The organism is Flaviaestuariibacter flavus, from assembly GCF_004337505.1.
Classification (GTDB): Bacteria; Bacteroidota; Bacteroidia; order Chitinophagales; family Chitinophagaceae; genus Flavisolibacter; species Flavisolibacter flavus.
The window spans coordinates 155,869-178,316 of sequence record NZ_SJZI01000052.1 but is presented as its reverse complement, the minus strand read 5'-3'; the positions used below and the strand labels follow the sequence as shown (position 1 = coordinate 178,316).

At 57.0% G+C, this 22,448-nt stretch carries 17 protein-coding genes and 1 pseudogene; 11 read left to right on the top strand and 7 right to left on the bottom strand.

Translation table 11 applies throughout. The features are described 5' to 3' along the window. Positions 1–88: 88 nt before the first annotated feature. The 3 genes and pseudogenes from EPD60_RS16290 to EPD60_RS17320 all read right to left on the bottom strand — a co-directional run bounded on the left by EPD60_RS16290 (position 89) and on the right by EPD60_RS17320 (position 5,307). Positions 89–3,319 (bottom strand): PAS domain-containing protein, encoded by a 3,231-nt coding sequence (locus EPD60_RS16290; protein ID WP_165871590.1) that lies wholly within the window; start codon positions 3,317–3,319, stop codon positions 89–91. A gap of 313 nt (positions 3,320–3,632) precedes the next feature. Next, positions 3,633–4,403, bottom strand: a complete 771-nt coding sequence (locus EPD60_RS16285) for an ABC transporter permease (RefSeq protein ID WP_131450585.1) — start codon at positions 4,401–4,403, stop codon at positions 3,633–3,635. After that, positions 4,400–5,307, bottom strand: a pseudogene (locus EPD60_RS17320) (ATP-binding cassette domain-containing protein). The gene EPD60_RS16285 and the pseudogene EPD60_RS17320 overlap by 4 nt, the downstream one beginning before the upstream one ends. A gap of 209 nt (positions 5,308–5,516) precedes the next feature. On the opposite strand from EPD60_RS17320, the gene EPD60_RS16275 reads away from it, so the two are divergent. Together EPD60_RS16275 and EPD60_RS16270 are read left to right on the top strand one after the other, a co-directional pair. Further along, entirely contained in the window at positions 5,517–6,554 is a 1,038-nt protein-coding gene (locus EPD60_RS16275) for a sensor histidine kinase (RefSeq protein WP_131450584.1), read from the top strand. After that, positions 6,523–7,251 (top strand): LytR/AlgR family response regulator transcription factor, encoded by a 729-nt coding sequence (locus EPD60_RS16270; RefSeq protein ID WP_131450583.1) that lies wholly within the window; start codon positions 6,523–6,525, stop codon positions 7,249–7,251. The genes EPD60_RS16275 and EPD60_RS16270 overlap by 32 nt, the downstream gene beginning before the upstream one ends. 30 nt (positions 7,252–7,281) lie before the next feature. Here the strand turns inward: EPD60_RS16270 and EPD60_RS16265 are convergent, their stop codons facing one another. Continuing rightward, entirely contained in the window at positions 7,282–8,010 is a 729-nt protein-coding gene (locus EPD60_RS16265) for a superoxide dismutase (RefSeq protein WP_131450582.1), read from the bottom strand. Positions 8,011–8,127: 117 nt separating this feature from the next. Between EPD60_RS16265 and EPD60_RS16260 the strand changes: the two genes are divergently transcribed. Next, entirely contained in the window at positions 8,128–8,385 is a 258-nt protein-coding gene (locus EPD60_RS16260; RefSeq protein ID WP_131450581.1) for a hypothetical protein, read from the top strand. 68 nt (positions 8,386–8,453) lie between these two features. On the opposite strand, the gene EPD60_RS16255 is transcribed toward EPD60_RS16260, so the two are convergent. Further along, the gene (locus EPD60_RS16255; protein ID WP_131450580.1) at positions 8,454–10,364 is read right to left on the bottom strand and encodes a beta-N-acetylhexosaminidase; all 1,911 of its coding nucleotides are present in this window, start codon (positions 10,362–10,364) and stop codon (positions 8,454–8,456) included. A 261-nt stretch (positions 10,365–10,625) separates the two neighbouring features. On the opposite strand from EPD60_RS16255, the gene EPD60_RS16250 reads away from it, so the two are divergent. The 4 genes from EPD60_RS16250 to EPD60_RS16235 all read left to right on the top strand — a co-directional run bounded on the left by EPD60_RS16250 (position 10,626) and on the right by EPD60_RS16235 (position 17,186). Next, the gene (locus EPD60_RS16250; RefSeq protein WP_131450579.1) at positions 10,626–11,426 is read left to right on the top strand and encodes a helix-turn-helix domain-containing protein; all 801 of its coding nucleotides are present in this window, start codon (positions 10,626–10,628) and stop codon (positions 11,424–11,426) included. 64 nt (positions 11,427–11,490) lie between these two features. Then, positions 11,491–12,804 carry a TolC family protein gene (locus tag EPD60_RS16245; RefSeq protein WP_131450578.1) on the top strand — a complete coding sequence of 438 codons (1,314 nt, stop codon included), beginning with the start codon at positions 11,491–11,493 and terminating at the stop codon, positions 12,802–12,804. Positions 12,805–12,831: 27 nt separating this feature from the next. Further along, the gene (locus tag EPD60_RS16240; RefSeq protein ID WP_131450577.1) at positions 12,832–13,950 is read left to right on the top strand and encodes an efflux RND transporter periplasmic adaptor subunit; all 1,119 of its coding nucleotides are present in this window, start codon (positions 12,832–12,834) and stop codon (positions 13,948–13,950) included. 50 nt (positions 13,951–14,000) lie between these two features. Further along, positions 14,001–17,186, top strand: coding sequence for an efflux RND transporter permease subunit (locus EPD60_RS16235; protein WP_131450576.1), 3,186 nt, complete (start codon positions 14,001–14,003; stop codon positions 17,184–17,186). A 169-nt stretch (positions 17,187–17,355) separates the two neighbouring features. Here the strand turns inward: EPD60_RS16235 and EPD60_RS16230 are convergent, their stop codons facing one another. Continuing rightward, positions 17,356–17,736: a GreA/GreB family elongation factor gene (locus EPD60_RS16230; RefSeq protein ID WP_165871589.1), complete on the bottom strand. Its 381-nt coding sequence runs from the start codon at positions 17,734–17,736 to the stop codon at positions 17,356–17,358. A gap of 33 nt (positions 17,737–17,769) precedes the next feature. Further along, a complete protein-coding gene (locus EPD60_RS16225; protein ID WP_243647859.1) occupies positions 17,770–19,284 on the bottom strand; it encodes an FMN-binding glutamate synthase family protein in 1,515 nt (504 codons plus the stop codon). Between the two features lie 838 nt (positions 19,285–20,122). Here EPD60_RS16225 and EPD60_RS16220 point away from each other — a divergent pair. From EPD60_RS16220 to EPD60_RS16205, 4 genes are all read left to right on the top strand, one after another. Continuing rightward, a complete protein-coding gene (locus tag EPD60_RS16220; protein WP_131450573.1) occupies positions 20,123–20,311 on the top strand; it encodes a hypothetical protein in 189 nt (62 codons plus the stop codon). Positions 20,312–20,346: 35 nt separating this feature from the next. After that, complete coding sequence (locus EPD60_RS16215; RefSeq protein ID WP_131450572.1) at positions 20,347–21,045, top strand: TerC family protein; 699 nt, start codon at positions 20,347–20,349, stop codon at positions 21,043–21,045. Between the two features lie 292 nt (positions 21,046–21,337). Next, positions 21,338–21,907, top strand: coding sequence for an ester cyclase (locus tag EPD60_RS16210; protein ID WP_207896719.1), 570 nt, complete (start codon positions 21,338–21,340; stop codon positions 21,905–21,907). Positions 21,908–21,917: 10 nt separating this feature from the next. Beyond that, a complete protein-coding gene (locus EPD60_RS16205; RefSeq protein ID WP_243647858.1) occupies positions 21,918–22,412 on the top strand; it encodes a VOC family protein in 495 nt (164 codons plus the stop codon). Positions 22,413–22,448: the final 36 nt, after the last annotated feature.

Here is a 22,448-nt window from a genome sequence, read left to right as displayed (position 1 = left end):
TCCGGGTGAAAGAGCGTATAGAATTCACCAAACGAAAAAGCCGCTTTCGTCGGAAAGCGGCTTTTTCGTGCTTAATTGCCGGTCTTTACTACCTGCCAGAAAGAGCAGAGAAAGCGACGGGCTTATGCTCCACCTGTTCAGTTGGTAACAATACCTTGAACGTCGCTCCCTGGCCCGGTTGCGACTCCGCCCAGATGAATCCATGATGGTTCTCGATAACTCTACGCACGATGGACAGCCCCACACCCGTGCCTATGTATTCGGAGGCCCCGTGAAGACGGGTAAATACGTTGAAGATCCGCTCAGCGTCGGCCTGGTTAAAGCCGATACCATTGTCGGTCACGGCAAGCAGGTGAAAATCCCTCGCTTTTTCTTCCTCCGTCAGCTGTAAGCCGGTATTCTGGCCTTTGATCCTGCTGCATTCAAGGGTAATGACCGGATGTTTTCCGGGAAGCGAATACTTAAGCGCATTGCTGAAAATATTTTGGAACGCCTGTTGCAACTGGCGATGGTGCCCCGTTATCGTGAATAACTCCGGGATAATGATGGTTGCGCCTCTCTGCTCTATTTCGAGGTCCAGGTCAGTCAGCACCTGCTGCATCAGCTCATTCATGTCGACGGTATCCTCTGCCGGAGCCCGCTGGCCCACCTGGGAATAAGACAACAGGTCGTCAATGAGGGTTTTCATCCGGATCGACGCCGACTCCATGCGCTCAAAGTATTTCCTTTCGCTGTCCAGGATCCGGTCGCCCAAACTGTCTTTCAACCGTTGTGAAAAGAAATGGATCTTTCGGACGGGTTCCTTCAGGTCATGTGAAGCGGCATAGGCAAACTGTTCCAGGTCCTTATTGGTCCGTTTCAGATCTTCCAGGGAGCGCTCCAGCCGTAGCTGCGCCTGCTTGATCGGCGTCACGTCCGAAAAAACATGAATCAGGTGGTCCTGGTCCAGTTTGGAAACCGTTAGTTCCAACCATTTATCGGTGGATTCCATCAGGTATTGCGTCAGGAAGGCTTCGCCCGTCTCCAGCGTCTGTACGCATTGCCGGAAATAAGGCGACGTTTTGATATGCGGCTCTATCTCGGTAGCCGTTTTGGTCAGGTATATTTCTTTCGGCAAGCCGATGAATCTGACCGCGGCATCATTGGCCATAATAGTGCGGGCATCAATCACCTCGCCCCCGTCATCCCGGTATACCCGGCTTACGGAAATACCATTGGAGGAGTTTTTCAAAATGCTGTCCAGCAGGTTTCGCTGTTCTTCGATGTGGAGGGCCGCCTGTTTTTTCTCCGTGATATCTTCGGTGGAGACCACCAACGTGTCTTTATCGAGGGGAACAATGGCGTACCGGTACCAGCTATTGATATTTTGCGCTACGAAATGAGTCTCGCCCTGCGTGGTTTCGCCGGTTCGGAGCAACGTACAAAACAGGTCGAAAAAGCCGTTATCCCTGTTTTCCGGGAGCACGGTGAGCATGGAGGCGCCGATGATCTCCCCTGTGTTTTTCTGAAGCAATTGCGCTGTGTTGCTGTTGGCAAACAGGTACTCAAAATCCGTAATACTTCCATCGCCTTCGCGAACGGCCCTGAGCGCATAGATACCGTCCAGGGAAGCCTCCAGAATATTGGCAATAAGCCCTTTTTGTTCTTCCAGATCCGCCGTTCTTTCCGCCACCCGCTGCTGCAGGAGAATTTCGTTTTCCTCCAGCTTTTTTTGTGCTGCAATCTGCTCGGTCACCTCGGTGGCTACGGCTATGATACCTGCGATGGTGCCATCAAACTCCCTGTAAGCCTCGTACAGCAGGTTGATATATACTGTTTCGGTGGTGTTATTCCTGGGCAGTATTACCGGAATACCGAAAGCTGTAAACCGTTCACCCGTGGTAAACACCCCGTTGAGCAGTTCTTCATACCCCTGGTTGCGCACCTCGGGAAGACCTTCAAAAACCGATTTTCCAACGAGTTCTTCTTCGCCTCTCCCCCATAATTCATACATGTGGTCGTTGGCTATTTCAATAACGTGGTTGCTTCCCCGCAAGATGGCCATGGCCACGGGAGCCTGCAGGATCGTATTCCTGAGATTCTGTTCGCTCTTCCGGAGCGCCTCCGCCGCCTGCTTCCGATCTTCGATATCCACACCGGTCCCGATATTGCCGAGCAGGCTTCCATCACTGCTGTACCTGGGGCCACCCGTAAAAAGGAAACACCGGTAAACTCCATCCCGTCGCCGCATTCGTGCTTCCGCGGAATAGCTCTGATGTGACGCCGTAGCCTGCAGGTAGGTATTGAGCAGGGATTCGAAATCGTCCGGATGAACAACATCCTTCCAGGCTCTGCCCAAGGCCTCCTCAACACTTTGCCCGGTATATTGAAGCCAGTAGCGGTTGCAAAAAGTTACAGCGGCTCCCGTGTCCGCCATAAAGACCATCATCGGCGCCTGGTCGGCAAGCACCCGGAAGCGGTCTTCACTTTCCTCCGCTTTTCGCCGTGCCAGCACAGTTTCGGTTACTTCATTGGAGATCGTAAACACACCGTTGACAATACTGCTCCCCTCGTCATAATAAGGTTTGTAATAGAGATCAAAATAGCGCATGACGGGCGCTCCATCCTTGACAGAAGCCACCGGCACCGCGGCTGCATGATAGAGCGCACCTGTTTGAAAAACGCGGTCTATTTCTGCACACACCGGCTGGCCCTTCAGTTCAGGAATGGCTACCAGCAAGGGCTTGCCAATGATCGCATCCGTCTTATTCCAGAATTTTAACGCGTCTTCGTTTACCAGTTCGATGATATGCTCCGGGCCGCGTAAAATGCCGATCACAACCGGCGCTTGTAAAAAAATATGGTGCGCCTGCTCTATACCTTTTATCCGTTCTTTCAGTTGACCGGCAAGGACCTGGCTGGTAATATCCGTCGCCGAATGGATGATAAAGGCTACTTCACCATCGGCACCAAAAACGGGTTTGTTGCTGGTTTCCCAGTATTTCTCGCTGAAACTGCCGTCTTCATCCATTAAGTCATAACGCTGCAGGGGCAGGTACTGCGGCTCGTTTGTATCCAGTACTGCCCGAAGCGAAGCATGCACCCTGCGTTCGCCCGTATTTGATGGATTGGAACTGGCGGGGAAAGCCTCGAAGAGTCCCTTGCCAACTAGGTATTCACCCGGATAGCCCGTTTGCGCTATGTAAGCCGGGGTAGCCGCAACAATGGTAAAGCGCGGCGCATCATTCCTCAGCAAAACGCTGCTGCCGGGCATCGCTTCAAAAAGGGCGCTATATGAAATCTCAGCACCGAAAGTGGCGCCTGGCGGGTTGTCGGTCATAAGGGTTGACATTGAAGGTAAGCCTAATACGCTACGGACCTTCCTTTTTTAACACAACCCGCGACGGCGGAGGCCGTGGCGTCCGGGCGCCGACCGGAACTGAGCACGTTGCTCCTGCAGATCTTCTATTAGAAACCAGTTAGAACTTCCGTACCCCAGGCCGAAAATTGGAAAGCAGGACTGCAGCGCGCTCGGAAAATCAAGAAAGGCAATCCTTTCGGCTTGCCTTTCTTTTGCCGGTATCGGTAATGTCGGAAGCGAAAAGCTCTCGAACATTATTCCTTCAGTTTGACGGGTAAAGCGGGCAACAAGCTTAGGCAGAGGCCAGTCTTCGCTTCCTGAAATCGAGAAAAGCCAGCAGCAGGAACAGGGCTGCATAGCCCGTGGAGGTCCAGGCGACCTGCGTAAGCCTGGGCTGAAGCTGCGCCGCGAACGGGAATACCTGGAAGCTGTAGGGGAAATAATACACGAGGTCCGACCGGAATTCAATGGCCATCATCATACCCGTTACCCAAAGCACGAAGCCGATTGCGGTAGGAACGACGAAGTTGCGGAAGCGCAGGCCGAGCCAGAACTGCAGTGTGCACACCGCCAGCATTAACACGTAGCTGTTTGCGGTGCGCAGCAGCAACCTTTTCATGTCGAAAGGCTGGTGAAACAGATCGAGGCCGGGGTACCGAAAATGCGTCACCACCACAGCGAGCGAGGTAAACACAAGGCCCGCAAGCAGAAAGAGCAAAAGAAGCAGGTTGATGTTGCCGAACTTAGCCAGGAACACATTGCGCTTCGACTGCGGCGCCACCAACACCTGTTTCCAGGTATTATTACGATACTCGATCTGCGGCAGCAGGGTGCACACCAGGATCACGAACACCGGGAGAAAAACGATGTGGCTGCGCTCGGCGCACAACTCGAAAATGGCGTTCAGTGAGTCTTTGCGGATGGCATTGATGTCGCTGCCGTCTGTAAGTAAATTGAGCAGGAGAATCGCCGGGATGATTAGGGCACCAATCAGTGCCAGGTAGACCGAAGCGGTTCTTCTTGTCTTGAGCAGTTCGGCGCGGAATGCGGTAAGCAGTTTCATGATTGGACGGTTGTAAGTTCAATGAATAATTGTTCGAGGTCATTTTCTTTGGGGCGCAGCAGGTACACATCGAGCCGGTGGTCGGCCAGCAGGCGGCTGATGGCGGCCACCTGCTCCGCATTTTCATAGGCAACGCTCAGACCTCCGGCACCAAGCTCAGGTCCGTGCGCACCTAAAAGCCTGCAGGCTGCCTCGTCATCTGACGTTTGAATGAGCAGGCGCGCGCTTCGTTTCTGCAAACCGTGAAGCTCGCCAAGCGTCCCCTGGAACAGCATCTTCCCTTTGTAGATGATGCCCACATGGCTCACCATTTTCTCGATCTCACCCAGCAGGTGGCTCGAAATCAGGATGGTCATTCCGTGCTCCCTGTTCAGCTTTTTCACAAGTGTGCGGAGCTCGAGGATGCCGGCGGGGTCGAGGCCGTTGGAAGGCTCGTCGAGGATCAGCAGCTCCGGGTTGGGCAGCAGGGCCAGCGCGATGGAAAGACGCTGCTTCATACCCAGCGAGAATTTCTTTGCTGCTTTTTTACCGGTGTCGCCGAGCCCGACGATCTCCAGCACCTCGTCGATCCGCTCTTTCGACGCGCCATAGGTGCGGCGGTACACTTCCAGGTTTTCACGTGCCGTAAGGTGCGCGTACAGCGAGGGTGTTTCGATAAGTGATCCGATCCGGCCGAGAATGGCCTCGCGTGCAATTGCTGGCCGAAGATCTCGATGTCGCCTTTCTGCTTATTAAAAAGCCCGAGCAAGAGGGAAAGAGTGGTGGTCTTGCCGGAGCCGTTGGGACCGAGAAAGCCATAAATGCTGCCGCGCTCCACACGGAGGTCGACGTCGAAGAGGGTCTGCGCCTCGCGGGAGTAATGATAGCTAAGCCCGGATGTGCGGATGATCGGTTGCTGGTTCATAATGTAGGTTTAGAAATTCGTTCGCTACAAAGCAACGCGTGCCGGTCCGCAGGAGAAAATGAGATATGCCGGTGCCGGGAAGAAATCGACGAGTGCCTCCTTCGCCCCTGCCGGATCACCGGCAGATCCGAACCGGTGTTTCGCAGACCGGAAGCCGTCCACAGTCGAACAGGCCGGCCCCGTGTAGCAGGATCGGATACTTTTGCCCTATGAATCGGATCAAAAAGGCATTCCGGGTGGTACACATCGTCCTTTGGACGCTGTTTATCCTGATGGCGGCCCTTCAGCTGAGCCAGGAAGGTCCGTACTGGCCGCGCCTGACCACGGCGGTCGTCCTTACCTGCCTGTATGTTTTTTATACTCATTTCATCCTGCTCACGCGTTATCCGGGCAAGGGAAAGAAGCGGCCTTACTATTCGCGGCTGGCAGCGATCCTGCTCACCGCGCCATTGCTGTATCTCGTGCTGCATCCGCGCCTGCCGGAATCCGCGGCGCGCTTTTTGGATAATTATATCGTCGCGCTCCTGTCGATCGTTCTCCCGTTTACCTTCCTGGGCTGGCTGGCACGGTTCACCGAAAACCTGTTCATCAACACCGTAAAGAAAGAGCAGCTGGAAAAGCAGGCCGCGGAGGCCGAGCTGCACTACCTCAAGTCGCAGATCAACCCGCACTTCCTGTTCAACACGCTCAACAACATTCATACGCTGGTGTACAAGCAGGCCGCCACCGCCCCGGACGCCGTGATGCAGCTCGCTTCACTCATGCGGTACATGATCTACGAGTCGAACGCACCCACGGTGCCGCTGACGCGGGAGATGAAATACCTGCAGGATTATATGAGCCTGCAACAGCTGCGGTACAGGCAAAGCCCCGTGGCCGGACTGAGCACTGAAGGCGTTGCCGAAGGCATCCACATTGCGCCGTTGCTGTTCATTCACCTCCTGGAGAATGCTTACAAACACAGCACCGCCCGCCTTGCACCGGGCGAGCTTAAGGTGCGGGTAGCGGTGACTGGCGATACGCTTACCTTCAGCGTGCAGAACCCGGTGGGCGGCAAACCCGTGAAGGCCCTGGAAGATGCGGGCGGTATCGGCTTGCCGAATGTCCGGAAAAGACTGGCGCTGCTCTACCCGGGTCAGCACAACCTGGCAATTCACAACACGGGCGAAACCTTTACAGTCGTGCTTACCATTCACGGTCTTCAACCTCAGCCTCATGAAAGAAAAGCTCACCTGCTTCATCATTGACGATGAGCCGCTGGCGCAGGAGATCCTGGAGGAATACATCGCCAAGGTGCCCTTCCTGGAGCTGAAGGGCGTCTTTATGAGCCCGCTGGAAGCGGCGGGCGCCATCCGGGAGTCGCGGCCCGACCTGCTCTTCCTCGACATCAGCATGCCCGACCTCGACGGGCTCAGCTTCATCCCGATGCTGAACCCGAAGCCGATGATCATCCTCACCACTGCCTACGACCAGTATGCGCTGAAAGCCTTTGAGCTGGAGGTGAAAGATTACCTGCTGAAGCCCATTTTGTTCGAACGATTCTACAAGGGTGTACTGCGCCTGTACCAGGAACAAAGCGGGCGGCCCGGGCCGGAACCGAAGGAAACAACACCGGCACCCAAAGACGGGCAGGAACACATCTTTCTGAAAGTGGGCCACCGTATCCAAAAAATCGCGACCCGGGATATCCTGTTTGCAGAAGGCATGAAGGATTACCTGCGGATACACACCCGGGACGAAGCCATCATGACGCTGCTGAATTTTGCGCGGCTCGAGGATATGCTGCCCGCCCGCGGGTTTGCCCGTGTACACCGCTCCTTCCTGGTGGCGATCGACAAGATCGACCACATCGAAAAGAACCGGATCCGGATCGGCGAACAGCTGATCCCCATTAGCGACACCTACGCCGAGGCATTTTATAAATTGCTAAATGGTATGGAGTAGGCCGGCCCTCAGCGATAACCAGGGAGATATTTACACCAGTTTCTTAGCTACTTCCAGGCGCTCCGCCACATTATCCCAGTTGATGATCGGGAACAGCGCGTCCACGAAGTCGCTGCGTTTGTTCTTGTATTTGAGGTAGTAGGCGTGCTCCCACACGTCGATCACCAGCAGCGGAATGACGCCCCACTGGGTAAGCTTTTCATGTTTCTCGCATTGCAGCACGGTCAGCTTGCGCGCATAGGGCTGGTAACCGAGAATGCCCCAGCCGGAGCCATCCACGTTCTTCGACGTTTGCGCGATATAACCTTTGAGCCGGTCATAAGAGCCGAAGTGCGTGTCGATCTCCCGCAGCAGTTCGCCCCTCGGCTCTGTTTTCCTGTTCGTGAGGTTCGTCCAGAAGATCGTGTGCAGCACATGGCTGGAGAAATGGTAAGCCAGTTTGCGGGTCCAGTAGTCTACCGTTTCGAGGTTGTTTTCATCCATCGCCCTGCGGATCATCTCCAGGTCTTTGTTGGCCGCTTTCACCGCGCCGCCGTGGTGAAAGGTGTGGTGCAGGTGCAGCGTCTCGGCATCCATGGAAGGCTCCAGCAGGCTTTCGCTGTACGGCAGCGGGTTGAGTATGAAGTTACCCTGTGCATCCGTCAGCCGGTCAAGGCCGCCGCCACCAGGTTCGAAGGGATGGGCAAAGACGCTGGAAGCAGGAAGGATGGAAGCGCCTGCGAGGATCGATGCATTTTGGAGGAAGGCTTTGCGATCCATAGTGCGGGATTTTGAAGCATAAGTTACTTTAATCCGGACAATACCGGCCGGTACGATGCTTGTGGCTTTTACTGCTACCGCTGATTTCTATTTGATCATATCTGTAAAACCTGAGCTATGGACCACCGACTCACCTTTGCCAGCCTGGACGAGCTGAAAAACATTGTCTCCGGCATTCAACAATCAAAAACAAAAGCCAGCTTGTTGCTCGACCGCGCCGGGCTTACGCGTATGGAAGGCACCATCACCGATGTGGAAGAAGATAAAACAGCGCCCGACCGGACGGCCTTCCGCATCACCGGCGGTGAACGCATCGCCCTCAACGAAGTGATCGCCATCAACGGGATCTTCCGGTCGGATTATTCGGAATGCTAAGCAGGCAGACGTTTTCTGAAAGATAGCCCGGCCAGATGAAGCAGCGACCTCGTGCCCGGCTGCCGCGACTATTTCTTCAGTCCCGCCCGCCGCTTCAGCTCCTCCACCGGCATGTTGTTGAAACGGCCCACCTGCTTTTTGCCCCGGTAGGTTACCACCTTCAGCATAACGGCATCTTTGGGCGGGGTAAGGGCGGTAGTGTATTTAGGGTAAAAACGATCGGGGAACGAATTGTCGAAGCTGTAATAAATGTCCAGTCCTTCCACCTCGGTACTCAGCTCCACCCGCACCAGGCTGTCCCTCGTTTTTGTCACGGTAAAAATGGGATCGTAGGCACTGGGCGCATATTTGATTTCCGCCTCGTCGAAGCGGCCGAAATGGGTCTCTACCTTGCTGAAAAAATGCTTCCAGTTTTTCTTCTCCCGCGGTGACCATACCGATTCCGCAATTGCCAGGCCGCGCGGCCAGAGCATATACTGGGCCTGGCGGAGATTGTATACCTGCTCGGTCCAGAGGTTGCCCTGGCCGCCTTTGATGTTGGTCGTGCGCACCGTGTCGGGCTGGGGGTCAAACTGGTATGCCTTGCTCAGGCGCAGCGAGGCGTAAATCCGGGTTTCAATCACCGGGTCAGCCTGCATGTAGTCGAGATACGCATACGTAGCCGGGCTCATCACCACTTCATGTCCCTGCCTCGCAGCTTCCACGCCGTTTTTCATTCCGCGCCAGCTCATGATGGCCGCGCCCGGCGACACACCGCCTTCCATCACCTCGTCCCACCCCATGAACTTCCTGCCCTTTGACAGCACGATCTTCTCCAGGCGTTTTTCAAAATATCCCTGAACCTCCGGCATTGTCTTCAGTCCTTCGCGCTGCATGAGCGCCTTCACCTGGGCATTCTGCTCCCAGTAATTATGCGGGGCCTCGTCACCACCTACGTGGATGTATTCGAAGGGAAACAGCTGCGCTACTTCCGTAATGACTTTGTCCATGAATTCGTAAACTTTTTCGTTTGCGGGACAAAGGGTATTATCTACCAGCGCGATCGGCGGAGCTCCCCGCGACCAGTCCATGATCGGTTCGCCGGAGCGCACCGCGTACCGGTCCGCTCCTTCGGTACAGGAAAGTTCCGGGTAAGATGCGATGGCAGCCAGGCTATGCCCCGGTACGTCTACTTCGGGCAGGATATTCACGAAGCGCTCCTTTGCATACCGAACGATCTCCCGGATGTCTTCGTGCGTATAGAATCCGCCGAAGTTGCGCGGCTCTTCGGATGAGGGTTTTGAAAAGGTTCCGAAGTATCCTTCCTTTTTAACGTTCCAGGCACCCACCTCCGTAAGCCGGGGAAGGCTTTTTATCTGGATGCGCCAGCCTTCATCGTCGGTAAGGTGGAGGTGCAGGATATTGTATTTATACCGGACCATGCCGTCGATAAACTTTTTTACATCTTCCTTCGTGAAAAAATGGCGGGTCACATCGAACATCAGTCCCCGCCAGCCAAAGCGCGGGTAGTCGCGGATCTCGACCACGGGCGCCGACCACCGGGTGCGGGCCGACGGCGAAAGCGATTCGATCTCTTTCGGGAACAACTGCACCAGGGTTTGCGCCCCGTAAAACAACCCGGCGGCATCATTGGCCCGAATGACGATCCCTTTTGCCGCAACGCTTAATGCATAGCCTTCTTTCGGAAGCGCGTTGTCTGCGGGCTTGTTCAAAACCAGCCGGATGGCGGGGGAAGCCGCCTTTGCAGCAATAGCAACCTCCGCACCCGTAGGTATCGAAAGCCGCTCTTTTAGAAAAGAAAGCGTGCTCTGGAGTTCACCCGTGGCCGGGGCTTCGATCACGATGCTTTTCGGAAGAATGAACTGACCATTGCCTCTTTTTACCGAAACCGGTTCCGGGATGATGGCGATAGAGTCGGCCTGGGCAAAAGCCGGAAGCCGGGCCAGGGTGATGAAGAGTAAGACAAAGAGTTTTTTCATGTGGGAAGTTGGGAGTACCTGGTTAAGCAGTGATAAATGTAGCGCGGTGTGCCGGTAGCGCGAAATGGGCGGGCTTTTTTTATCAGTCTCCAGCCAACCGGGGTGAAGATCTGCGGCCTCAGCCTGCGGGATATTTCCGCCCGGAAACCAATGCGGCACGTTTCGGGGAAAGGCTGCTGAGCTTTTTAACAAAGTTAAAATGAGCTTTACAGCAAAGCAGCACCGGTTGATTCCCCGCACCTTTGCAGCAGAAACCAATCCATGGCCGCGAACGAAACCAAGATCTCCCGCATTATGAGCTCCTGTTACACCAACATGAGCCACGAAGGCGAGCACTTTATCCCCGACCACCGCTTTATCCTGCAGGTGTCGGGGGAGCTCACCGTGCAGGACGGGCGGGAGAGCTATGTGTTTGGGCCGGGTCACTTCCGGTTCAGCCGCCGCAACCACCTGGCCCGCTTTGTAAAGCAGCCGCCGGCCGGCGGGGCCTTCGAGGCTTTCGGCGTGCTCCTCGACCAGGAAACCCTGCGCCGCATGAGCCATGAGCTCGGCCTGCAAGCCTCGGGCAATTTTGAAGGACCGCCGATGCTGAAGCTGGAGGCCCATGAACTTTACGGGAATTATTTCCGCTCCCTCCAGCCCTACCTCGACATGGAAACGGCCGCCAACGACCCGCTGTTGGAGGTGAAGGTGCGCGAAGCGGTGCTCATCCTGCTGCGCACGCAGCCCTGGCTGAAAGATGTGCTCTTCGACTTCACCGAGCCGGGCAAGATCAACCTCGAAGAGTTCATGCACAGTCATTTTCATTTCAACGTCAGCATGGAGCGCTTTGCCTACCTCACGGGCCGCAGCCTCGCCACGTTCAAACGCGACTTTGAAAAGACCTTCCATACCACGCCAAGCCGGTGGTTGCAGCAGAAACGGCTGGAGCAGGCCTGGCACCTCATTCACGACAAGCGGCGAAAGCCTTCCGATGTCTACCTCGAAGTAGGCTTCGAAGACCTGTCGCACTTCTCCTTTGCCTTCAAGAAGGCCTTTGGAACCGCGCCTTCACGGGTGTGATGGCCACCGCCGGAAACAGCCTTAACGATCGCTTGCGCTTTTTAAACTGAAACCGATTTTTCGAATGAAAAAGATCGTCCTCCTTCTTATTGCCCTCACCGGGGCAGCGGCCACCTATGCGCAGCAACCGCGCGATTCTTTTGCCGCGCCCGCCAGCCTCGACCAATGTATCCGCTATGCCCTCACGCACCAGCCGCTGATCGCCGGCGCCGCTACCGACGAAGAAATCACGGCGGCCAATATCCGTGGACGCCTCGCCGACTGGTACCCGCAGGTAGGCGCGGCCTGGAGCCTGCAGCACAACTTCCAGCGGCCTACAAGCGTCTTCAACGGGAGCCCGGTACCGGTAGGCACCGCCAATTCGTCTACGGGCCAGCTGTATCTCAACCAGGCGCTCTTCAACCGCGATGTGCTGCTGGCCCTGCGCAGCCAGGGCGACCTGCGTTTGCAGGCACGCCAGGCAACGTCGGCGCGTAAGATCGACCTCGCGGTAGCCGTCAGCAAATCATTTTACGACATCCTCACCACGCAGCAACAGGTGCGTGTGACCGACGAGAACATCGCACGCCTCCAAAAGAGCTATAACGACGCTTACCAGCGCTACCGCAGCGGTGTGTCGGACAAGACCGACTACAAGCGCGCGCAGATCGCGCTCAACAACGCACTGGCGCTACGGCGCTCCAATGAAACGGCACTCGACGGCCGGATCGCGGTGCTCCGCAGCCTGCTGGGATACCCTGAGGGCGCGCCGCTCGCCATTGCGTACGACAGCGCCCGCCTCGAGCGCGACATCGCCTTCGACACCCTGCAGCGCCCCGACGCGGCACAGCGGATCGAATTCCAGCAACTGAGCACCCAGCGTCGTCTCCAGGAAACGGCACTGCGCTACCAGCGCTGGAGCTACCTGCCTGCGGTGTCGGCCAGCGCCGTCTATAACCTCAATTACCTGAACAACCAGATCGGTAAGCTGTATGCGGACAATTTCCCGAATTCCTATTTCGGCATCAGCGCCGCGCTGCCCATCTTCCAGGGAGGTCGCCGCAAGGCCGCTATCCGCACCGCGCAGCTGTCGCTGGCCCGCACCGACTTCGAAATCGAAAACGTCCGGAACACGGTGAGCAGCCAGTTTGCCACCGCGCTCGCCGCCTACCAGGGCCAGCTGGCGAATTACCGGGCCATCAAGGAAAATGTGCAGCTGGCGCGCGACGTCTTTGAAGTGCTGCAACTGCAATACCGGGCCGGTATCAAAACCTATTTCGAAGTCATCAGCGCCGAAACCGACCTGCACACCGCCCAGATCAATTACTTCAACGCCCTTAACGCCGTGCTTTCGGCCAAAGTGGACGCCGAGCGCGCACTCGGTCAATACAGCTATTAACCAACAACTCCTCCATCAACGCATTTTATGAATACGACCGCTCTTACGCTTTCCTCCCTCCTGCTTGCTTCCGCCGCCCTGCTGAGTGCCTGCGGCGAACACAAGGTTGCCGCCGCCGTGGCGCCGCCACCCGTATTTGTACGGATCGATACCGTGCAGGAAGGGAACGCTACTTTTTTCGATGAGTACCCCGCCACCCTTACCGCGCTCAACGAGGTGCGCCTCACCGCGCAGGTGAGCGGCTATATCACCGGTGTGCACTTCCGGGATGGTGACGTGGTGACCAAGGGCCAGACCCTGTACACCATCGACCGCCAGGTGTACGCCGCCAACCTGCAGGGCGCTGTCGCGGCCCAGCAGGTGCAGGAAACGAACCTGCTCAAGGCACAGAAAGACGCCGACCGCTACCACGAGCTGGATCGCCAGGATGCGGTGGCGAAGCAGCAGGTAGACTATGCCGACGCCGCGCTGGAAGCAGCCCGCAAGCAGGTGGCTGCCGCCCGCGCCGGAGTGGCCGCCATGCGGGCCAACGTAAGCTTTTCGGTTATCCGCGCTCCATTCACCGGCACCATCGGCATCTCGCAGGTAAAATCGGGAACGGCGGTGGTAGCCGGGCAAACGCTGCTGAATACCGTATCCACCAACGACCCGATAGCGGTTGATATCAACGTGGACCAGAAAGATGTGTTCCGCTTTACGACGCTCCAGCAAAAAGGAGCGGCCGACAGCACCTTCCTGCTGGCCTTTGGCGATGACCTGTACCCGGTGCCCGGCCGCCTGGCCCTGCTGGACCGTGGTGTGGACCCGCAGACCGGGACCCTGAAAGCACGCCTGCTTTTTGCCAACCCGAAAGGCCTGCTGCGCCCGGGCATGAACGCCACCGTGCGGGTACGCAACACCGGCGGCACGCGCGGTATCGTGATCCCTGCCAAAGCGCTCGTGGAGCAGCTCGGAGAATTCTACGTGTATGTTGCCGGCGACAGCAGCAAGGCCCTGCAGCGCAAGGTGGAACCCGGACGCCCCGCAGGCAGTGGCATCATCATCCGCTCGGGGCTGCAACCCGGCGAGCGCATCGTAACCGAAGGCCAGCAGAACCTTAAGGAAGGTGCGGTCTACACCACAACGCCCCCGGCGCCGAAAAAGTAAGCACCGCCGACCTACCGATTTATTCATGGCTTTCGCCGCAACTACTTTCCATGATCGCAGAAACTTTTATCAAACGCCCCATCACCGCCATCGTCATCTCCATCGTGATCGTGCTGGTGGGCGCCATCGCCCTGATGACGCTGCCGGTGGCGCAATACCCCGACATCACCCCGCCTACCGTATCCATCTCGGGCAACTTCACCGGGGCCGATGCCGAAACCGTGGAGCAAACCACGACCACTTCAATTGAAACGCAGGTCAACGGCTCGCCCGGCATGTCGTACCTGAGCTCCAATAGCACGGCCAGCGGCCAGAGCTCCATCACCGCCACGTTCGATGTGGGCACAGACATCAACATCGCCACCCTCGACGTGCAGAACCGCGTGAGCGTGGCCCAGCCGACGCTCCCCGACGCCGTCAAGCGACTCGGTCTTACGGTGCGCAAACGCAACCCCAGCGTCATGGTGGCCCTTGCCTTTTATTCGCCCAAGGGTACGCACGACGCCAAGTTCATCGGCAACTTCACCAATATCTACATGAAAGACGCGCTGCAGCGGGTGAAGGGCGTGGGCGATATCGTATCGCGCTCCACCGACTTCAGCATGCGCGTGTGGATGAACCCGCGAAAGCTGGCCGCGCTCAACCTGACACCGGCCGATGTGACCGCCGCGCTCTCGGAGCAGAACCTGCAAGTGGCAGCCGGCGCCGTTGGCGGCAGCCCGCAGCCCAACGTGCAAAGCTTTGAATACAGTGTGCTTACCAACAGCCGTATCAATACAAAAGAGCAGTTCGAAAATATCATCATCCGTAATTCTACGGCCACCGGCAGCCTGGTTTACCTCCGGGATGTTGCCCGTGTGGAGCTCGGTGTGTTCGACTACGCGTCCAACAGCTTTGTCAACGGAAAGCCGGCTTCCTTCCTGCTGCTGTACCAGGCGCCCGGTGCCAATGCACTCGATACCTACGACGGCGTGATGAAGGCACTCGGGGAAGCCCGCAAAACCTTCCCCGCCGATATCGACTTTCTCATCCCGCTCGAAACCGTCTCGGTGGTGAAGACCTCCATCAGCGAGGTGCTGCACACCCTGCTGGAAGCGCTGGCGCTGGTGGTGCTGGTGGTGTTCCTCTTCCTGCAAAACTGGCGTGCCACGCTCATCCCGGTGCTGGCCATCCCGGTATCGCTCATCGGCACCTTCATTTTCTTTATCCCCTTCGGCTTTACTATCAATACGCTGACGCTGTTCGCCTTTGTGCTGGCCATCGGCATCGTAGTGGATGACGCCATCGTGGTGGTGGAAGCGGTGCAGCATTATATCGATCATTTCAAGATGACGCCGAAGCAGGCAACGCGTGCGGCCATGAAGGATATCTCGGGCCCGGTGATCGCCATCGCGCTCATCCTGGCGGCCGTATTTGTACCGGTGGGTTTCATCCCCGGAATCGTTGGCCGCCTGTACCAGCAGTTTGCCATCACCATCGCGGTATCGGTGCTCATCTCCGCCTTCGTTGCCCTCTCGCTGACGCCCGCCCTGTGCACGCTGATGCTGCGCCCGGCCCAAGCGACCTCGCGCGATGGAATCATGGACCGCTTTTTCGCCGGCTTCAACCGGGGCTTTTACCGCCTTACGATCGGCTATAGCAAAGGCGTTTCTTCCTGGATCCGCCGCACACCCTACGTACTGGTGATGCTGGCGGTGGTGTTCGTGGGCCTCGGCATTCTGTTTAAGAACAAGCCCACCGGCTTTATTCCCACCGAGGACGAAGGCCGCGTGCTGGTGACCTATGAGCTGCCCGAAGCTGCCTCCACCACCCGCAGCGTGGCCATGGCCAATGAGATCGTGGCCCGTATCCGGCAGCTGCCCGAAGTGCGCGTAGCGGGTGCCATCGCTGGATTGAACATCATTTCGTATTCCAACAAGACCAATGTGGGTACCGTGTTCGTGATGCTTCATCCCTGGGACGACCGCAAGGGCGCCGAGCACCACGTGCAGGCCGTTACCGGCAAGATCCGCGCCGCCGTGGCCGACCTGCGCGAAGCGCGTGTGCTGGCCATCCTGCCCCCTGCCATTCCCGGTCTCGGGCAGTCATCGGGGTTCAATTTCCAGCTGCAGCAAACTACCAGCACCGACGACATCCGCCAGTTTGAAAAGGTGGCGCAGAAGTTCCTGGCAGCCGTCAACGCGCGGCCGGAAATCGAAAAGGCCTTTACCTTCTTCAATGCGCGCACACCAACGTACAAGATCGACGTTGACCGCGAAAAGGCGCGGCAGCTGAATGTTAATATCGCGTCGGTTTACAGCACCTTGTCGACGCTGCTTGGCTCGAGCTATGTAAACGACATCAACCTGTACGGCCGCAACTTCCGGGTGATGGCCCAGGCCGACAGCTCCTACCGCGCGAGCGTGGACCAACTTGGAGGTTATTACGTGCGAAACGGCGGCGGCGGTATGGTACCGCTCACATCGCTCATCACCACCAAACAGGTGGAAGCACCTGCACTCGTGTCGCATTACAATATCTACCGCTCCATCGAGATCAACGGCAACGCAAAGCCGGGCTATAGCTCCGGAGAAGCGATCAATGCGCTGAAGGAAGTGGCGGCGCAGACGCTCCCCGCCGGCTATGGCTACGAGTTCTCCGGCATGAGCCGGGAGGAGATCAAGGCCGGCTCCTCGGCGGTGTACATCTTCAGCCTCTCGTTGGTGTTCGTGTTCCTGTTCCTGGCGGCACTCTATGAAAGCTGGTCGATCCCCTTCTCGGTGCTCTTTGCCGTACCCATCGGGGCGCTGGGCTCGATCATTACGCTGACGCTGATGCCCAGCCTCACCAACAATATTTACGCACAGATCGGGCTGATCACCCTCATCGGGCTTTCGGCGAAGAACGCCATCCTGATCGTGGAATATGCCAAGGAGCGGGTAGACCACGGCGCGGGACTCATCGCCGCCACGCTTACGGCCGTGCGCCTGCGCCTGCGGCCCATCGTGATGACCTCGCTGGCCTTCATCCTCGGTGTGCTGCCACTGGCACTTGCATCGGGCGCCGCCGCGGAGAGCCGCCGCACCATCGGCTGGACGGTCTTCGGCGGCATGATCGGCGCTACGACGCTGGCCATCTTCGTGGTGCCGGTGCTCTTCGTGCTGATCAGCAAGGCCACGGCTAAGAAGCAACGCGGGCCGAAAGCGGACAGCTTTTCAACGGCAAGCGTTCACCTGACCACAGACCCGCACGAATAGACCCGGATTGAAAAGAAGGGATACAGCAGCGCAAACTGATGTTCCTGCTTTCGATAAAAAAGCCCCGACCAAAAGTTCGGGGCTTTTTATTTCTTGGTTTCGTTGCTGCTTTATTGAAACTGCAAAACACAACCGGGAATGGTTCGCAATTGGGACGGGCAGCCAGGAGTTACTCGTGGATACCCGCATCCTGTTGAACGTCGACAATCTCAAAGGTCCGCACTCCGCCGGGCAGCCGGCAACTTACAATATCCCCTTTCCGGTAGCCGATCAGCGCGGCGGCCATCGGGGAAACGAAGGAGATCAGGCGCCGCGAGGCGTCGGCCTTAGCCGGTGCGACTACGGTCAGTCGGATCGGCTGGCGTCCTTCTTCCTGTATTACTACAACTGAGTTGATCCGAACCACGTCGGGCGGGATTTCACCCGGCTCCACCAGGACTGCCTTCCGGAGCTCTTCTTCCAGATCGTCCTTTTCATCCTGGCGCGTGCCTAAGCGGCCCGTAGCGAGCCGGAGATGCGCGTGTATCAGCGCATGGTCCTCCCGCGTCATTGTGATTCCTTTGTTTTCCTGTGACATTACCTATCAGTTTAAAGTGTTTTTGAATAAAGGTTTCAGCAGGCCCCCTGTCTTGTTGAAATAGATCTGGTGAAAAGTCCGGACCTCCTGCTCGCTGGTGCGCCGGAAAAAGTGCGCGGGATCCACCTCGTTTCCCTGGAGGAAGCCACAGGCCTCCATCAGCTCGCAGGTTGCTTCGATCGTCTTTCGGTGAAAATTGTATATCCGCACCGCTTTGTCGGCCGGGTCAAGGCCTTTGTACAGCGACGGGTTCTGCGTCGCCACGCCCACGGGGCAGCGTCCACTGTCGCAAACCAGGGCCTGGATGCAACCGAGCGCCATCATCATTCCACGAGCGCTGTAGCAAACCGAGGCACCAAGGGCCATGGCCTTGAGCAGGTCGAAACCGGTGATGATTTTGCCGGCAGCGATCACCGTAATACGCTCCGCCAGGTTATACTTTTTCAAAGTCTGGTGCACGAATGCAAGCGCATCATAAATAGGCATACCAAGATGGTCGGTGAACTCAAGGGGCGCCGCGCCGGTGCCGCCTTCGCCGCCGTCGACGGTGATAAAATCCGGTATGATCCCGGTGGCTGTTATCGCCTCGCAGATTTCTACAAACTCCTGCTGGTTCCCGATACACAACTTGAAGCCGACGGGCTTGCCTTCGCTCAGCACCCGAAGCAGCTGCAGGAACTCCACGAGGCCTTCGGCCGAATCGAATTGCGCGTGCCGCTTCGGCGAATGCACCGTGGTGCCGGGCTCTACCAACCGGATCGCTGCGATCTCGGCGGTATTCTTCGCGGCCGGAAGGATGCCCCCGTGGCCCGGCTTTGCGCCCTGCGAAAGTTTGAGTTCGATCATCTTCACCTGGGGTCGCAACGCATTCCTGCGATATGCCGCTGCGCTGAATCGGCCTTCTGCATCGCGGCAGCCAAAGTAACCGGTACCGATCTGCCAGATGAGGTCGCCTCCGCCCAGGTGGTGCTCGCTGATGCCGCCCTCGCCGGTATTGTGGGCAAAGCCGCCCATGCGTGCGCCTTCATTGAGGGCGGCGATCGCGGTTTTACTGAGCGCGCCATAGCTCATAGCCCCGATATTGTAAATACTGGCGCTGTAAGGCTGCAGGCACTGCGCGTTGCCGATCTGCACGCGTAGGTCACGGTCCGGTATCTCCACCGGGTAGATCGAGTGTGCCGCCCATTCATAACCCGGCGCCGACGGGTTGGCCTGCATACCAAATGCAACGGTCTGGCGCTGGTTTTTCGCCCGCTGGTAAACGACGGAGCGCTGCCTTCGGTTGAAGGGCTTGCCGTCGAGGTCCGATTCGAAAAAGTATTGGCGCAGCTCCGGCCGGATCGCCTCAAACAGGTAGCGCAGGTGCCCGAGCACGGGGTAGTTCCGCGTCACGGCGTGCCGCTTCTGGAGTATATCATAAACCGCAAGCGCCAGCAAGGGCACCGTCAGCCAAAGCCACCAGGCACCGGCGCCGCTGAATAGTACCCGTGCAGCCAGGAGCGCATTAGCGATAAAAATCAAAATGAGAATTATTGCCCGGGCCGGAACCCGGACTGTTTCTTTCCACATCATCGTCAGATTATTATTTGTAAAAATTATTGGAGCGTCCATCGAAGGAGATCAGAAAGCTTTACGATGCCGGTTGTATTCAGCAATAGCAAACGCACCCTGTACCGAACGGAACATCCGGGCAGCACCGTGGCTGGCCTTCTTCATGTCAGGAAAAAAGACGCAGCCCCGGGCTTTCCGGCATAGGACCATTCATGTTATCACAGGAAACAACGGGAACCGGCTACGATGCAGCGAAAGCCGCAGGCAGCAAGCATTTACAATGACATCCTTCAGCGAAGGGAAGCCGCCTTGTAGATCTTAAAGCTGGAGATATAGTACAGGTCTGTACAAAAAGGAAGAAACTCTGGAAACGACCAGGTATAGCAATCCTGCAGGTCAAGCACGAGATGCTTCACCGAAGATGCGGAAACGATATGGTGTACGGCCGTTTGCACGAATACAAACATACCTGAAATCCGGGGAAGTAATCGTCGTTCGCGGAGGCGGGTTGTGTTAGCAGCCGGGAGTTTTAACGTTTCGGAAATCCACCAGGGCGTTCTACACAAGTTTCCTCCTTATGTTTGCAACAATGGTATCGGCTCATATAAATACGCATCGTCCAACGATCGTCCGGGCACTGGTTCTGGATATGAGCGATTGTTATACCTGGTCTTTCCCCGAATTCATTCCGTTCTGCGCGGAACTCTTCTACTACTCCAGCCTCAAGCACTTCAAGGTCGCTGCATAAGCACAGGCGTTTCGGGCCTGCTTTCTATTTTTTCCTGATCACTTTCTAAAAATCGGCGTCATGTCCAGAAACTGGAAGGAAGTTTCTGTACCCGGCACGGTAACGCTGATGCTCGCACTGGTGAACGGCGCGGTGCTGGCAGCGGGGCTAACCGGCGGACCGGCCTGGTACCAACTCCTGTACATCTCCGTTCCCGTGTTCATCATCGCGATGATCGCGGGAAAAAGAAACAGGAACAAGGATTCCTGATTCACGTTTCCGTAGTACAACTTAAATGGATTTTTATGGAATGGATGGCATCGCTGCTGCTGCTGGTTTTTCTGGAACTGGCGCTGGGGCTGGAAAACATGGCCTTTCTTACGATGGTTACCGAAAGGCTGCCGCGAAGGCGGCGCATCCGCGCACGGTGGGCCGGGACTATTTTGGCGCTTTGTTTCCGGTTTCTTTTTCTTGGCGGGCTCTCGGCGGTAATGTCCCCGGACGGTTCCGTATTTCTACCGGATGGGGCGGCCGTTCCGTTGTGGACGATCATTCTGCTTTCCGGCGGCGCTTTTCTCCTGTACCAGTCGATAAAAGAAATACGCGGCGCGCTCGCGCCGGCGCCCCTGCTGGTGCTCATTAGCGAAAAACGGCTGCTGGCCGGTGTTTCCATGCAGGTACTTGCGATCAACCTGATCTTTTCCGTCGCCAGCACGATGACGGCAGTTGGGCTTACCCGCGACCCCGGCATTATGTATTGCGCGGTAGCGGTGGCTTCCGGGATACTCCTGTTAGCATCAGGGCCGGTCGGCCGCCTCCTGAACAAACGCGTGCTCTTCAAGATCCTGATCCCGGGCGCGAGGGCGCTTATCGGCGGCACACTGCTTTCTGAAGGGCTCGGCATTACCGTTCCCCGGTTCGCACTGATACTCATCCTCTTACTTGGCTTCGCACTGGCCATTACAAATCTGTGGCCGCGCGGCTTTCGGTCCCATCCCCAATAGCGGTGAAGACTCCTGCCGCGTATGGCCGCTACACTATCACGAATGCTGTGTGTGATTGGCCGTTGCCTTGCCATGGGCATGGCCGTGTTTCGCCAACAAGCCCCGGTTTCTACCGGGGCTTTCCATTGGTTGCCGGCGCGCTGCAAGAGCGGTAAAAAGCCAAAAGTCGTATTCAGAAATTCACTAACTTGAATAGAATCTAACCTGAACCGACAAGTGCTTTGCGGAAGTTGTGCGCTTTGAAAACCGGCGGAAATAAAAACGCTTTGATCATTCACCAAAATGAATCTATATGCAACAGAAAACAATGGTTTTTGCGCTTGCTGCCCTCTTTTTGGTTCCGATGACAGCCTGTAACAACACGCAGCGGGAGCCGGTTAATAAAATGGAAACCGCAACCACCGGAAACACTCCGCCCAATAATGAGCAGTTGACACAGGAGCGGCTGCGGCGTTTTGACAGCCTCGATTTTCAATTCTACAGTCACCAGCAGTGGGACAGCTTTGCCATCAGCCACGATAAAAATATCCGGGTGATCTACCCCGACGGGACGGTGACCACCGGCCTGTTCCCGCAGCACATCAACATGCTGACGCCGCTCTTCGCCTTTGCACCCGACACCAAAATAACCAGTCACCCCGTGAAGTTTGGTACCGGCGACTGGACGGCGGTTATCGGTGAGATGGAAGGCACTTTTTCGAAGCCGATGAACCTGGGCAATGGAAAGGTCATCCAGCCAACCGGCAAGAAGTTCAAGCTCACCATGTCGACCATCGGGCACTGGAAAGACGGGAAGATGATCGAGGAGTACCTGCATTGGGACAACCAGACGATGATGAAGCAGATCGGGCTGGCGCAATAAAAACAGAACAATGATGGATGCTGCATATAAAATACCCGCCGCAACGCGGATCGGCCATGTGCACCTGAAGGTGTCCGACCTTGAGCGGGCACTCCGGTTTTACCGCGACCTGCTCGGCTTCGAGCTCGTGCAGTACTACGGCGACAGCGCCGCCTTTGTTTCGGCAGGCGGGTACCATCATCATATCGGCCTGAACACCTGGCACAGCAAGGGTGCTCCTCCCGCCTCCCGGGGCGGCGTTGGGTTGTACCATGTAGCCATCCTGTATCCGACGCGGAAAGACCTCGCTGATATCCTCAAACGCTTACACGCGGCGGGCTATCCTATCGCCGGTGCATCCGACCATGGTGTATCGGAAGCCCTGTATCTCTCCGACCCGGATGGAAACGGCATCGAGTTGTATTGCGACCGGCCCGAAGCGCAGTGGCCGCGTAATGAGGACGGCTCGCTGAATATTACGACCGACCCGCTCGATATCGGTGATTTGCTGCAGCAGGCAGACTAAAAATCCGCTGCTTGAATGACCGGTTTCCGCGTTCAC

Coding starts and splice junctions, on each gene's coding strand:
- EPD60_RS16290 (WP_165871590.1), bottom strand. CDS start 3,319: ATGACCGACAACCCGCCAGGCGCCACTTTCGGTGCTGAGATTTCATAT.
- EPD60_RS16285 (WP_131450585.1), bottom strand. CDS start 4,403: ATGAAACTGCTTACCGCATTCCGCGCCGAACTGCTCAAGACAAGAAGA.
- EPD60_RS16275 (WP_131450584.1), top strand. CDS start 5,517: ATGAATCGGATCAAAAAGGCATTCCGGGTGGTACACATCGTCCTTTGG.
- EPD60_RS16270 (WP_131450583.1), top strand. CDS start 6,523: ATGAAAGAAAAGCTCACCTGCTTCATCATTGACGATGAGCCGCTGGCG.
- EPD60_RS16265 (WP_131450582.1), bottom strand. CDS start 8,010: ATGGATCGCAAAGCCTTCCTCCAAAATGCATCGATCCTCGCAGGCGCT.
- EPD60_RS16260 (WP_131450581.1), top strand. CDS start 8,128: ATGGACCACCGACTCACCTTTGCCAGCCTGGACGAGCTGAAAAACATT.
- EPD60_RS16255 (WP_131450580.1), bottom strand. CDS start 10,364: ATGAAAAAACTCTTTGTCTTACTCTTCATCACCCTGGCCCGGCTTCCG.
- EPD60_RS16250 (WP_131450579.1), top strand. CDS start 10,626: ATGGCCGCGAACGAAACCAAGATCTCCCGCATTATGAGCTCCTGTTAC.
- EPD60_RS16245 (WP_131450578.1), top strand. CDS start 11,491: ATGAAAAAGATCGTCCTCCTTCTTATTGCCCTCACCGGGGCAGCGGCC.
- EPD60_RS16240 (WP_131450577.1), top strand. CDS start 12,832: ATGAATACGACCGCTCTTACGCTTTCCTCCCTCCTGCTTGCTTCCGCC.
- EPD60_RS16235 (WP_131450576.1), top strand. CDS start 14,001: ATGATCGCAGAAACTTTTATCAAACGCCCCATCACCGCCATCGTCATC.
- EPD60_RS16230 (WP_165871589.1), bottom strand. CDS start 17,736: ATGACGCGGGAGGACCATGCGCTGATACACGCGCATCTCCGGCTCGCT.
- EPD60_RS16220 (WP_131450573.1), top strand. CDS start 20,123: ATGTCCAGAAACTGGAAGGAAGTTTCTGTACCCGGCACGGTAACGCTG.
- EPD60_RS16215 (WP_131450572.1), top strand. CDS start 20,347: ATGGAATGGATGGCATCGCTGCTGCTGCTGGTTTTTCTGGAACTGGCG.
- EPD60_RS16210 (WP_207896719.1), top strand. CDS start 21,338: ATGCAACAGAAAACAATGGTTTTTGCGCTTGCTGCCCTCTTTTTGGTT.
- EPD60_RS16205 (WP_243647858.1), top strand. CDS start 21,918: ATGATGGATGCTGCATATAAAATACCCGCCGCAACGCGGATCGGCCAT.